Below are 12,411 nucleotides of genomic sequence, written 5' to 3'. Positions count from 1 at the left end.
GTGGCCGGTGCGGCGGCCGGGGCCACCACGGTCGCCGCGGCTCCAGTCGCCCCGGCCGCCCCAGGCGCGGTGGCACGCAACGCCTCGGTGAAGGCGGCCGCGTCCGGGTAGCGCTCGGCCGGGTCCTTGGCCAGTGCACGCATCACCACGGCCGCCAGATCGGCGGGAACCGTCTCCGGCAGCGGCGGCACCGGGTCGTGCAGGTGCGCGATCGCGGTCGCCACCGGCGACTCCTTCTGGAACGGCCGATAGCCGGCCAGGCACTCGAAGGCGACCACGCCGAGTCCGTAGACGTCCGAGGCCGGGGTGGCGGCCTCGCCCCGCGCCTGCTCGGGGGAGAGGTACTGCGGAGTGCCCATCACCTGGCCGGTGCCGGTGATCGCTCCCGAGGACGCCGCCCGGGCGATGCCGAAGTCGGTCACCTTGACCTGTCGATCGGGGGTGACCAGCAGGTTGGCGGGCTTCACGTCGCGGTGCACGATCCCGGCGCGGTGCGCGGCGGCGAGCGCGTCGCCGGCCTGGCCGAGCAGGTCCCGGACCGCGTCCGGGTCCAGCGGCCCGGGCAGCAGCGCCGAGAGCGGCTGTCCCTCGACGTACTCCATCACCAGGTAGGGCCGCATCAGGCCGCTGGCGGTCGGCATCTCGCCGACGTCGTAGACCGCGGCGACGTGCGGGTGGTGCAGCGCCGCCGCATGCCGGGCCTCGGAGTCGAACCGGGAGCGGTTGACCGAGTCATCGGCGTACTCCGGCTTGAGCAGCTTGATGGCGACCTCGCGGCCGAGGGCGGTGTCGGTGGCGCGCCACACCTCGCCCATCCCGCCGGTGGCGATCAGCTCGCCGAAGACGTATCTGCTGGCCATCAGTTCACCGCCGCCTCGATCATCGCCTTCGCGATCGGCCCGCCGAGGGAACCGCCCGCGACGTCGCTCCGCGCCGTGCCGCTCTTCTGCACCATCACCGCCACCGCGATCTTGGGGTTCTCCGCCGGCGCGAACCCGGTGAACCAGGCGTACGGCGAGCGCGCCTTGGCGCTCTGCGCCGTACCGGTCTTGCCGGCCACGGTGATCCCGGAGATCTGCGCCGCGGTGCCGGTGCCCTCCTCGACCACGCTCTCCATCATCTGGGTGAGGTAGTCGGCGGTCTTGGACGAGATCGCCGGCTGGTCGTCGAGCTCGGTCGGGTTGCCGGTGTCGATCACGTCGAGCGAGGAGGAGGTGACCCGGTTGACCAGGTAGGGCTTCATCACGGTGCCCCCGTTGGCGATGCCGGCCGAGACCATCGCCATCTGCAGCGGGGTCGCGGCCACCTCGTACTGCCCGATCGCGGAGAGCACCCGGTAGGCGGGACCGAGCTTGCCGGAGGGGAAGCGGCTGGTCGCGGTCGGCACCTGGCTGAGGTAGTCCTGTCCGAAGCCGAACTTCTCGGCCATCTTGCGCAGCTGGGCATCGCTCAGGTCGAGGGCGACATCGCCGAAGGCGACGTTGCAGGAGTAGTCCAGCGCGGTGGTCAGGGAGACCTTGCTCTGGCCCAGGCCGCCGCAGCTGTAGCCGTTCTCGTTGTGCAGGTCCTTGTTCGTCTCCGGCACGTCGAGGCTGGACTTCCCGTTCACCATCGAGTCGGGGGTCAGGCCGAGGTCCTCGATCCCGGCGGCGGCGGTGACCAGCTTGAACGTCGATCCCGGCGGCAGCGTGGTCTGCGCGGAGCGGTTGAGCATCGGCTGCTCGGGGGACTTCTTGGTCGAGTTCAGCCGGGTCCAGGCCTGCTGGGCCTTGGTGAGGTTGTGCGAGGCCAGGTTGTTGGGGTTGTACGACGGCGTGGTGACCATCGCCAGGATCTTCCCGGTCTTCGGCTCGATCGCCACCGCGGCGCCCTCCACGCCCTTGCCCAGCGCGGTCAGGCCCTTGTACGCCGCGTCCTGCACCGCGGGGTCGATGGTGAGCTCGACGTTGCCGCCCTCGGGCTCGTTGTTGGAGACCAGGTCGATGAGCCGGTTGGTGAACAGCCGGTCGTCCTCGCCGGAGAGGATGTCGTTCTGCGAGTGCTCGATCGCCGACTGGCCGTAGGCGTAGGAGAGGAACCCGGTGACGGCCGCGTACTCGTAGGGCTTGGGGTAGGTCCGCTGCCACTCGTACTGATCGTCGCTCTTCACGCTCTTGGCGATCGACAGCTTGCCGGCCAGGATCGCGCCCCGGTGGCGGGAGAAGGCCTCCTGGGTCACCCGCCTGTTCTCCGCGTTGTCGTTGTAGCTGTCCGCCTTCACGAACTGCACGTAGGTGATGTTGAGCAGCAGCGCGACGAAGAGGAACAGGCAGAAGATGCTGAGCGTCCGGATCGGGCGGTTCACGGGAGTTTCACCACTTGGGTCGTATCGGAGGCGGCCTCGTCGTCGCTGAGCAGTGCCGGCAGCGGTCGGCGGGCCTGGTCGGAGATGCGGATCATGAGCGCGATGACCACCCAGTTGGCCACCAGGCTGGAGCCGCCGTAGGAGAGGAACGGGGTGGTCAGCCCGGTCAGCGGGATCAGGTTGGTGACCCCGCCGACGACCACGAAGACCTGGAGCGCGAAGATCGCCGAGAGCCCCACCGAGACCAGCTTGCCGAAGTCGTCCCGGCAGATCACCGCGGTCCGCAGGCCGCGTTCGACGATCATGCCGTAGCACAGCACCAGCGCGAACAGAGCGGTCAGGCCGAGCTCCTCGCCGATCGAGGCGACGATGAAGTCGGACTGCGGGTAGGGCACCAGGCAGGGCTGGCCGTTGCCGAGCCCACGGCCGATCAGCCCGCCCCAGCCGAGGCCGAAGAGGCCGTTGACCAGCTGGTAGGACCCGCCGACGTCGTTGTAGTGCGCGAACGGGTGCAACCAGATCTCGACCCGCTGGTGCACGTGCGCGACCAGTTGGCTGGCGGCCAGCGCGCCGAGGGCGAACAGGCCGGCGCCGACCACGATCCAGCCGCGGCGCTCGGTGGCGACGTAGAGCATCACCACGAACAGGCCGAAGAAGAGCAGGCTGGAGCCGAGGTCCTGCTGGTAGACCAGGATGCCGAGGCTGATCAGCCACATCAGCAGGATCGGGCCGAGGTCGCGGCCGCGCGGCAGGTCGACGAAGAGCACCCGGCGACCGGCCAGCGCGAGCGCGTCGCGGTGCAGCACCAGGTAGCCGGCGAAGCAGATCACCAGCAGCACCTTGGCGATCTCGCCGGGCTGGAAGCTCATCCCGCCCACGCTGATCCAGATCTGCGCGCCGTTCTTGCCGGCGCCGATGCCCGGCAGCATCGGCAGCAGGAGCAGCACGACGGCGGCCAGGCCGGAGGTGTAGGTGAACTGCTGCAGCCGGCGGTGGTCGCGGACGGCGATCAGGGTGACGGCGAACAGGATCACGCCGATGGTCATCCAGGTCAGCTGCTGGCGGCCGAAGGTGTCGGCGGTGCAGTAGTCCGAGGACGAGTCGCCCGCGGAGAGGTCCAGGCGGTGGATGATCGCCAGACCGAAGCCGTTGAGGGTGGCGACCACCGGCAGCAGCACCGGGTCGGCGTACGGCGCGGTGAAGCGGATGACCAGGTGGGCGCCGACGATCAGGGCGACCAGCCAGCCGCCGTACCCCCAGATGTCGGTCGGGACCGTGCCGGTCAGGCAGAGCCCGACGGCCGCGTAGCCACCGATCCCGACGCACAGGGAGAGGAACAGCAGGACCAGCTCGGCGCCACGCCGGCGGCGGTGGACGAAGGTGGTGGCGGCGCTCATGGGCTGTCTTCCGCGGCGCTGTCGTCGGCCAGCTCCTGTACCTTGCGCCGGGCCGCGGCGAGGCTGTCCTGATGCAGACCGTCGCTCACCTGGCTCTGGTAGACGTCGGCGAGGTCGGACAGGTCGAGGTCGGAGGTCTGGTAGACGTCGTACAGGTCGAGGCCGAGCAGGGTGGTGTGCACGCCGCGGTAGATCGCGACCTTGCCGTCCTTCTCGCCGACGAACCACTGCTGCTGGGTCCAGGCCCAGCCGGCCGCGGCCGCGACCCAGAGCACGCCGATCACCGCCACCAGGGCGAAGATCCGGCGCAGCCAGACGAAGCGGCGCGGCGGTCGCAGCGCGTAGCGCAGCTCCTCCGGGTCCGCGGTGATGGCGTCGGCCGGTACGTCGTCGTCGGTGATCGGCTCGAGCTCCCCGGTGTCCCCCATCCGGTGCCCGCGGAAGAGCCCGGTCATCGAGGGGAGCTTGCGGCGCAGCTCGGCGGCCGCGCCGACCAGGATGCCGTCGGCCTCGTCGGAGGGCACCGTGGTCACGCCGGTGGGGTGGCCCGGGATCGGGGTGGGACGGGTGTCGGTGGACGGCTCGACGGCGGCCGCCGGGCCACCGGCCGCGCCGGCGGGGAGGACGTCGGCGACCAGGCAGGTGACGTTGTCGCTGCTGCCGGCCTCCAGCGCGACCCGGACCAGCTCGACGGCGGCGAAGTCGGGGCTGCCGGTGCCGAGCACGTCGGCCATCCGTGCGTCGGCGAGCACGCCGCTCACCCCGTCGCTGCAGAACATCAGCCGGTCACCGGGCTGCAGGTCCAGCACCAGCAGGTCGGGCTCGAGCTCGCGGCGGCCGTCGAGCGCGCGCAGGATCAGGTTGCGGTGGGGGTGGGTCTTGGCCTCGTCCTCGGTGATCCGGCCCTCGTCGATGAGGGTCTGCACGAAGGTGTGGTCGTGGGTGATCAGGGTGAGCTCGCCGTCGCGGAACAGGTAGGCGCGCGAGTCGCCGACGTGTCCGACCGCGATCCGGTGACCGTCGAAGAGCCCGACGGTGGCGGTGGTGCTGGTGCCGTCCAGGCTGGGGTCGTGGTCGACCAGCTCGCCGATCCGGTCATGGGCCATGTGCAGGCCGTGCGAGACCACGCCGACCAGGTCGCCGCTGTCCAGCTCCGGGTCCGGGCGCCGGTCGAGCTTGCGCAGCTGCTGGACCGCCGTACTGGAGGCGATGTCGCCGCGTGCCGCACCGCCCACGCCGTCGCACACCACGAGCAGCCACGGGCCGGCGTACCCGGAGTCCTGGTTGTCCTTGCGGACCCGGCCGACGTCCGAGGTCGCGGCGTAGGAGAGCCGCAGGTCGGGGCGGGTCTCGGGCGATTCGGGCTCCTGGGTCACTTCCGCAGCTCCAGGATGGTCTTGCCGATCCGGACCTGGGTGCCCAGCGAGATGGCGGTCGGCTGGGTGATCCGGACCGAGCCGATGTAGGTGCCGTTGGTGGAGCCGAGGTCCTCCACGAACCACTGGTCGCCGGAGACCGCGACGCGCGCGTGCCGGGTGGAGACGTAGTCGTCGTCGAGCACGATCTGGGCGTCACCGCCGCGGCCGATCAGGATCGGCGCCGCGGAGAGCGGCACGCCGGTGCCGGCGTTGGATCCGGAGACGACCACCAGCTGGGTGGGCACGCCCCGCCGGGGGGCGCGCTGCGACTTCTGGGCCTTCTTCTGCTTGCGCGAGGGCGGCGCGGTCGCGTTGGGTCGGGCGGCCTCGGGCACGCGCGCGCCGAACATGTCGGAGCGGACCACCGAGATCGCCGCGAGCACGAAGATCCACAGGATCGCCAGGAACGCGATCCGGATGCCGAACAGGGTCAGCTCGCTCATCAGGCCCCCTGGACGATGTGGACGGTGATGGTGGTGCTGCCGACTCGGACCTGGGAGCGGTCGTCGACGATCGCACTGCCCATCTTCTGGCCGTTGACCAGCATGCCGTTGGTCGAGCCCAGGTCGTGGACCTCGACGGTGGGCGGCTGCTGGTCGATGCGGGTGAGGAACTCGACGTGGCGGCGGCTGACGCCGGGGTCGTTGATCCGCAGGTCCGCCTCGGTGCCGCGGCCGACCACGATGCTGCCGTGCAGCGGGTGGCGAGTGCCGTTGACCTCCAGATAGGCGGTCGCCCGGCGGACCTGGGTGTCGGTCATCGCGTCGCCGCTGACGGCGGCCTGCGCCTCGCTGCGGATGTGGTGCCGGCCGGTGGTGAGGTCGTCGTGCTCCTCGAAGTTGATCCGGATCGGGCCCGGGAAGACCAGACCCTGGCGCTCGGCGTACTCCTTGAGCTGGTGGCTCAGCTCGTCGGCCAGGGTGGAGTCGTACGGCGCCAGCCGGCCCATGTCGCTGGAGGAGAGCTCGACGTAGAAGATGTTCGGCGCCAGCCGGCGCTGCCGGCTGAGGATCTGGGCGTTGTTGTCGACCTCGCGCTGCAGGCTCGCCGCGATCTCGACCGGCTGCACCGCCGACCGGAAGGCCCGCGCGAAGGTACCGGAGATCAGGGACTCCAAGCGGCGTTCGAACTTCTGCAGTGCGCCCAACGCTCAGTCTCCTTCCTGCACCACGACGGCCCCGGGCTCCGCGCCGGGCAGGCACCGATCGTATCGGTGGACGCCACAGATGCCGCGGCCAGCGCGCCGCCCGAGGTGTAACCGGCTGTCTCGGTTTGGGTTACGTCAGCGCCCTGGGATAGCCTTCGGGTGCTTCGATCAAGGTCGAGGCATGCGCGAGTGGCGGAATAGGCAGACGCGCACGGTTCAGGTCCGTGTGCCCGAAAGGGCGTGGGGGTTCAACTCCCCCCTCGCGCACCAATAGATTGATGTAAAGCCCCAGGTCTGCCTGGGGCTTTACTCGTTTACGCAGGTAGAATGGACCGGTGTGTTAGCACCCCGTTAGCACCAACTCCCTTGCTCGGTGGTGACCGATGGCCTGGATCCTGAAGCGGGAGCGCGCCGATGGCGGCGTCTCGGCGACGGTGGTGTGGCGACTGGGTGGTGGTCGTTCGGGGGCCTATCAGTCGGAGACGTTCGCCGCAGGCAGTGACGCCCAGAACCTGTCGCGGGCTGAGGGTTTCAAGGAGCTGGTCGATGCCGCGGGCCAACGCTGGCCCAACGGGTGGGTCAAGGGCTACGGGTTCGTCCGGCCCCTGGACTGGCCGACCAGGACAGGGAACCGGTCGGAGGAGCTGCGGTTCAGCGAGGTCGGCGACGCCCACTTGGGCCATCTCGTCGCGCTGACCGCGAGGCAGCGCCAGCGGTACCTCTCTCAACTCGGGGTGTTGGCGCGTACGAAGGTCGGCGGCGGATATCTGTTCGCGCGGCCGATCACCCAGATCAGCAGCGCGGACCTGGAGGCGTGGCTGGCGGGGTGGGATCGCTCGGTGAAGACCAAGGAGGAGTACTTCGGCTTGGTTCGTGAGGTGTTCGCCTACGCCGCCAAACACCAACACGTGGAGGTCGACCCGACGGCGGAGCTGACACTGAACGCCTCGCGTGTCCGTCGGGCCGCCGCAGGGTCACCGACGAAGATGCGGGTGCTGACCCGAGGCGAGATGGCCCGCGCGATCGACCTGGCTGGCACTCACGGGGATCTGCTGGCCGTGGAGGTGGCCACGGGACTGCGCTTCAGCGAGATCACCGCGCTATGGGCTGGAGATGTCGACGTGGCGGAGCGGACGATCCGGGTCACGAAGGCGTGGAAGCGCAGCGGCAAGCACGACCACGCCGGCGGACTGGAGGTGTCCGGACGGCTGGCACGCCAGATTCAGGCCAAGCACGCGATGCGCGGTCACTACCTCTTCGCGCCGACGAATCCGAGTGCGAGTCGTACGGTCACCGTCTCGCCCACGGTGGCCGAGATGTTGGCCAAGCGCGTCCACGGCAAGGCGGATGACCCCTTCGTCTTCACCACCCGCCGCGGACTGCCCTGGCATCCCGACGACTTCTCCAACTACGTGTGGACCAAGCTCATGACGAAGCTGGGGACCGAAGGCATCACACGGTTCCTCTTCGACGACCTACGCCACACCCACGCCGCCTGGCTTCTCGCCAGCGGAGTCCAACTCCACGATCTCCAGACACGGTTGGGACATGAGTCGATCACCACGACCATCGAGACCTACGGCCACCTGCTCCCCGCAGCAGACAGCCTGATCTCGGAAATCATCGAGACCGCCCTCGCGTCGGTTGACAGGTAACCCATACCGCCCAGAGTGACGCGCAGGTTGCCTAACACCGGTCCGGACTCAGGCCGCGATGCGCCGGTACCGGTGGGCGAGGAATTGGCGGCCGACACGATGCCACGGATGCGGGAGAAGCATGGCCTCGTACAGGAAGACGGAGACGTCGTAGTAGTCGTAGGTGCCGCCGCTGTGGAACTTGACCCGCAGGGTGCGGGTGGCGTGGCCGTAGCCGACGAAGGCGACGTTGTCGGAGACGACGAGGACCATGTTCATGTTGCTGTCCTAGCGTTGTGGTTCAGCGGCGGATCGTCCGTTTGGGGCCCAGCGGATGCGGCCGTCCCGGAGCCAGTAGTGGCACCGGGGTTGGCCGCGGTAGTCGATGGACGGGTGGACGGATGGCTGGCCGGCGTTGTTGATGGTGACCTTCCAGCGTGTTCTTGCGGGGTTGGCCAGGTTGAGCTCGATGGTGTGGCCACGTCCGCAGGGGCAGTCGAGGAGCGCCCACTTGTGTGTCGTCGCGCCGAGGACGTAGACGCAGCGGGGGTCGAGGCGCTCGGGCAGTCCGCTGCGGTCGCCGACGATGATGACCCGGATGATGCGGGACTTGGCGTGGCCGTTGCGGGCACGCCGGTACGCGCGGATGACGCCGATGCGGGCGTTGGCCAGGACACGCTTCACTGGAGAGCCCCGACTAGGTCGAGATACGGGATTCGGGTGCCGCGTCCGATGAAGGCTGCGCGAGTGCAGAAGCAGCCGGCGCGCGGCGGTCGGGCGTCGCGGCGCAGCTCATCGAGGTGGGAGCGCAGCAGCAGCTCGGTGGCGTCGCTCTTCCCGAGGCCGGTCAGGCGCAGGAGGAACTCCGTGGCACCGAGCGCCGCAACGCTGGTGGTGAGGGTGACGACCGCAGGCTGCGGGGTCTCGACGGCCTGCACATACCCCTCGCCGGCGAGACGCTTGCGGGTCTCGGGGTCCAGGTTCTCCGCGGCCGCGAGGCCCGGGTCGATCCGGCCGCGGCACAGCAGGCACGCCGTGCCCGGCGCGACCCAGGTGACACGCTGCTCGACCTGCACCTCCCGGCCACCGTCCTCGCGCTCGGTCGGCGTGACCAGGACGGCGACGTCGATGACCGGGGCAATGTGCGCGTACGCCCACCGGTTCAGGATCAGGCGGGCGCCGTGCCCGTCGACGCAGCTGAACACGACGTCGGCGTGCGCGATCGCCGCGAGCGCGTCCAGGTGGTTCAGCGGTTTGTCGATCCGGACCACCGGGGTGCCGAGTCCGATGGCGTCGAGGTGGTCGCCGAGTGCGTCCACCTTGGGGCGGCCGACATCGGTGGTGGTAATGCCGTGCCCGCGGGTCGGGGTCGGGTCGGTGACGATGTCGTCGTCGACGATGACGAGCTCACCCAGCCCCAGGCGTGCGACCTGGACGGAGACCGCGGACCCGGTGTCGCCGCCACCGATGACAGCGGGACGAACGTGCTTCAACGTGCGGTTGCCGTCCGGGCCGAGCATCCGGATCTGCCGGTCGAACACCGACAGCTGCTCCTCGCTCGCCTGGTCGCCTGGCTCCTCACCGTCGGCGGCCGGCGGCAGGTACAGGTGAAGACCAGCGCCGGCGACCCGGACGGCGTCAACGACAACGAAGTCCGGCGCCTGGGCGTCGAAGGTCTCGCCGAGGTCGTACAGGCGGCCGGCGATCCGCGGGGCGTCTGGGGTCCCGGCGATCACGATGGCCGCGTAGTACGGGGCACCGAACGCGCGGGCCGCGATCGCCAGGTCGATGTCGACCTGGTCGTCGTAGGTGGAGAACTCCGGAAGGCCACGCGGGTGAGTGTGGACGAACACCGGGACCTGATCGTTCGACACAGCCGCACGGAACGCGGGCACCCACCCGGACGAGGAGATCGACAAGCCCATCGGGCTGCGCTCGACATAGGCACCCTCGGGCACCGACGCGATTGCCGACTACCTCGCAGCCCGACGAGCCGACCCGGAGTTCCAGGACCGTCTCCGGGCGCGCATCGAAGCCGACAAGGAAATCCTCGCCCGGTTGGCGCAGTAGCCACCGCGGAGGGAGCAGCAACCGCTACCACCCAAGACCGAGACCGGGAGGAGGACGATGAGGACCCAGCATCTGAGCATCGAGGAGTACGGCACCATCGCCGCCCAGGTTCTCGCGGCCCCCACACAGGACCTCCTCGCCACCTGCGACACCGTCGCGCTGCTCGCAGCACTCGAAGCGCCGGCCGCAGGCATCGACGGCTACGAGGTCTACCCGACCGTGGCGGCGAAGGCCTCAGCCCTCGTGTACCGCCTGTGCCGCACCCGGCCCCTCCTCGACGGCAACCAGCGTGCCGCACTGATGGCCCTCTACGAGTACCTCGACCTGAACGGGTACCAGTGGACCGGCCACCCCAGCGACGACACCGACAACGTCGTCACCGTCCTGAAGGAGCTCGCTGCCGGCAACGTCACCGAGAAGGAACTGACCGACTGGATTTCCGCGCGGATCGGCGGACTCGAGTGACCGAGTCCGCCGATCTGCCGGGAGCAACCGTCACCGACCTGACACCCGTACGGAAGGTCCCGTCCGTGTACCTGGCGTGCCCGCTGACCGGGCTCGCCGACCATGCCGAGGAGATCTCGCCGACCATGCCGAGGAGATCAAGACCCGCGTCGGCGTCGTCGAGGTGTGCATCGCAGAGTTCACCGACTCCACCGGCTTCTCGACCGAACCGTGGCACGTCAGCGCCTACGCCCCGGTCAACCACACCTCCCCGTGGGAGGACGACCACCGCGGCCCGGAGGAGATCTTCGAGATCAACCTCCAGGCACTGACCGAGTCCGACGGCCTGATCGTCGTCGCCCACCAGGGCTCCAGCGCCGGCATCGGCCAGGAAATCGAGTGGGCCCGCTGCATGAACATCCCGATCCTGTACCTCAGCATCGACGAACCCAGCCGCCAGATCCGCGGCATCCCCACCCCATCACCTTCGCCCGGTACACCGACGAAGAGGACCTCCGCCTGCGCGTGCAGGAGTGGCTCGAGGCGAACCGGCCGGCTATCCAGAACGGCCCGCAGCGACGCTCAAACCGCAAGCTGGCCTTCCTTCCCTTCACCGCCGCACTGAGCCAGGCGTGGCACCGGTCGTTCAACAAGACCGACACCGCTGCCCGGGTCGGCCTGCGGCCCGCGGCGGTCGCCAGTCTCCTCGACTCTCCTGCGCGCCTCGCCGTCGCACCGTTCGCGACCGTCCTCGCGCTCGCGAACGAGCTGGGCGTCCCGATCGGGCGCCGCACCGACCTCCGCCTCTCGCAGGCCCGCGCGTTCGTGCAGGCCGCCGACGCCGACGGCTGGGACGACGACCTCGCCGAACGAGTCCTCTTCTACGCCCTTCTGCGCGCCAGCATGCGCGACCTGACCTCTTCAGAGGTCTGGGCCGAGCTGCGCGGCGAGATGGACGACGAGTAGACTCGCCCGCTCGAAGCGCCGGGCGAGTGAGACGCCTATTCGTGAGCGCAACCGCCAGCGTCAGTTGGAGCTAGGCGACGCGGACGTGGATACCGGCGAGCTCTCTGACACGGCTGACGCCGCGGATCGGTGCCGACCAGCCACCGATGACGGCCGCTTCCACCCTCGTCGCTCCCGCTCCGGTGACGGCCGTCGCGGCAGCTTCCACCCCGGCTGGACCCGCGATGAACCCGCCGATCAGGAGGCATGTGGAGGTCCCGGCGAACGCCTCGGTGTAGTCGAACATCTCGATGTGCTCGTCCCGCATCGCCAGTGCGGCGCCGATGATGCGCTCGCCGGCGGCATCGAGCGCCATGACTCGCATCCGACCGGGCACGTACATGCGCAGGAGCTCTTCGGCAGCGGCACGCAACTGCGGTCCGATGAGCGTCGCGTTCGCCTGTTGGGCGTTCAGCGCAGACCAGAGAAGCTCGTGACTCATGAAGTAAGTGTGTAAGGAGCCACCGACAGAAGTCGACAGGCGCGCTGACAATTGTCTTAGTTCCTTAGATAGTTACTTCATGGCCGCAGAAGAACTCCTGACGATCCGGCAGGTCGCGGCTGCCCTGAACTTGTCGGAGGCTCGGGTCCACCAGCTGATCGCTGAGGCTCAGTTGGACTGTGCACCACTGCCTGACGGACGCAAGCGTCACGTCCCAGGTGGCGCGCGGGTGACGGCAGCGAGCGTCAAACGTGGTCAAGTCCGGTGACGTGGTGTACGACGGGTGATCCCTCGTCGTTGTGGTTCAGGCCGTGAGGGCCGCGATGGTGGTCAGCTCGTGGGTCGCCTCCTCGGTAGCGGTGTCGACGGCTTGTGACTTCGCGAGGACGTCGAGTCCGAGGTAGCGGCGGCCGTCGGCCCATTCGTCGTTCTGCTCAGCCAAGACCGCGCCGACCAGGCGGATGATCGAGCCGCGGTCGGGGAAGATCCCGACCACGTCGGTACGTCGGC

General features: G+C 69.4%; 14 protein-coding genes and 1 tRNA gene. 4 read left to right on the top strand and 11 right to left on the bottom strand.

Annotated elements, in window-relative coordinates; translation table 11 throughout:
* From QM638_RS09765 to QM638_RS09740, 6 genes are all read right to left on the bottom strand, one after another.
* The coding region (locus QM638_RS09765; RefSeq protein WP_415141775.1) for a serine/threonine-protein kinase at positions 1 to 860 on the bottom strand (860 nt) is incomplete at its 3' end.
* The gene (locus tag QM638_RS09760; protein WP_415141774.1) at positions 860 to 2,344 is read right to left on the bottom strand and encodes a peptidoglycan D,D-transpeptidase FtsI family protein; all 1,485 of its coding nucleotides are present in this window, start codon (positions 2,342 to 2,344) and stop codon (positions 860 to 862) included. The genes QM638_RS09760 and QM638_RS09765, both read right to left, overlap by 1 nt.
* Positions 2,341 to 3,741, bottom strand: coding sequence for an FtsW/RodA/SpoVE family cell cycle protein (locus QM638_RS09755; protein ID WP_415141773.1), 1,401 nt, complete (start codon positions 3,739 to 3,741; stop codon positions 2,341 to 2,343). The genes QM638_RS09760 and QM638_RS09755 overlap by 4 nt, the downstream gene beginning before the upstream one ends.
* Positions 3,738 to 5,117 carry a PP2C family protein-serine/threonine phosphatase gene (locus QM638_RS09750; RefSeq protein ID WP_415141772.1) on the bottom strand — a complete coding sequence of 460 codons (1,380 nt, stop codon included), beginning with the start codon at positions 5,115 to 5,117 and terminating at the stop codon, positions 3,738 to 3,740. The genes QM638_RS09755 and QM638_RS09750 overlap by 4 nt, the downstream gene beginning before the upstream one ends.
* Positions 5,114 to 5,602 carry an FHA domain-containing protein gene (locus QM638_RS09745; protein WP_415141771.1) on the bottom strand — a complete coding sequence of 163 codons (489 nt, stop codon included), beginning with the start codon at positions 5,600 to 5,602 and terminating at the stop codon, positions 5,114 to 5,116. The genes QM638_RS09750 and QM638_RS09745 overlap by 4 nt, the downstream gene beginning before the upstream one ends.
* Complete coding sequence (locus tag QM638_RS09740; RefSeq protein ID WP_415141770.1) at positions 5,602 to 6,306, bottom strand: FhaA domain-containing protein; 705 nt, start codon at positions 6,304 to 6,306, stop codon at positions 5,602 to 5,604. Before QM638_RS09740 ends, QM638_RS09745 begins: the two co-directional genes overlap by 1 nt.
* Positions 6,307 to 6,489: 183 nt before the next feature.
* Between QM638_RS09740 and QM638_RS09735 the strand changes: the two genes are divergently transcribed.
* Positions 6,490 to 6,576: transfer RNA gene (locus QM638_RS09735), tRNA-Leu, on the top strand.
* Between the two features lie 113 nt (positions 6,577 to 6,689).
* On the top strand, positions 6,690 to 7,961 hold the full coding sequence (locus tag QM638_RS09730; protein ID WP_415141769.1) for a tyrosine-type recombinase/integrase: 1,272 nt from the start codon (positions 6,690 to 6,692) through the stop codon (positions 7,959 to 7,961).
* A gap of 48 nt (positions 7,962 to 8,009) precedes the next feature.
* Here QM638_RS09730 and QM638_RS09725 read toward each other — a convergent pair whose 3' ends face one another.
* The 3 genes from QM638_RS09725 to QM638_RS09715 are packed head-to-tail and all read right to left on the bottom strand — an operon-like array spanning position 8,010 to position 9,814.
* Positions 8,010 to 8,219 carry a KTSC domain-containing protein gene (locus QM638_RS09725; protein ID WP_415141768.1) on the bottom strand — a complete coding sequence of 70 codons (210 nt, stop codon included), beginning with the start codon at positions 8,217 to 8,219 and terminating at the stop codon, positions 8,010 to 8,012.
* A gap of 9 nt (positions 8,220 to 8,228) precedes the next feature.
* A complete protein-coding gene (locus QM638_RS09720) occupies positions 8,229 to 8,624 on the bottom strand; it encodes a DUF6527 family protein (RefSeq protein ID WP_415141767.1) in 396 nt (131 codons plus the stop codon).
* Positions 8,621 to 9,814, bottom strand: a complete 1,194-nt coding sequence (locus QM638_RS09715) for a HesA/MoeB/ThiF family protein (RefSeq protein ID WP_415141766.1) — start codon at positions 9,812 to 9,814, stop codon at positions 8,621 to 8,623. The genes QM638_RS09720 and QM638_RS09715 overlap by 4 nt, the downstream gene beginning before the upstream one ends.
* A gap of 253 nt (positions 9,815 to 10,067) precedes the next feature.
* Between QM638_RS09715 and QM638_RS09710 the strand changes: the two genes are divergently transcribed.
* Together QM638_RS09710 and QM638_RS09705 are read left to right on the top strand one after the other, a co-directional pair.
* Positions 10,068 to 10,475 (top strand): type II toxin-antitoxin system death-on-curing family toxin, encoded by a 408-nt coding sequence (locus tag QM638_RS09710; protein WP_415141765.1) that lies wholly within the window; start codon positions 10,068 to 10,070, stop codon positions 10,473 to 10,475.
* A gap of 378 nt (positions 10,476 to 10,853) precedes the next feature.
* Positions 10,854 to 11,420: a hypothetical protein gene (locus QM638_RS09705; protein WP_415141764.1), complete on the top strand. Its 567-nt coding sequence runs from the start codon at positions 10,854 to 10,856 to the stop codon at positions 11,418 to 11,420.
* Positions 11,421 to 11,490: 70 nt separating this feature from the next.
* Here the strand turns inward: QM638_RS09705 and QM638_RS09700 are convergent, their stop codons facing one another.
* Both QM638_RS09700 and QM638_RS09695 read right to left on the bottom strand, forming a co-directional pair.
* Positions 11,491 to 11,952: a hypothetical protein gene (locus QM638_RS09700; protein ID WP_415141763.1), complete on the bottom strand. Its 462-nt coding sequence runs from the start codon at positions 11,950 to 11,952 to the stop codon at positions 11,491 to 11,493.
* Between the two features lie 253 nt (positions 11,953 to 12,205).
* A partial coding sequence (locus QM638_RS09695) for a transposase (RefSeq protein WP_415141762.1) occupies positions 12,206 to 12,411 on the bottom strand: 206 nt, incomplete at its 5' end.

The organism is Nocardioides sp., assembly GCF_047606145.1.
GTDB lineage: Bacteria > Actinomycetota > Actinomycetes > Propionibacteriales > Nocardioidaceae > Nocardioides.
This window is presented reverse-complemented; position numbering and strand designations above follow the sequence as displayed.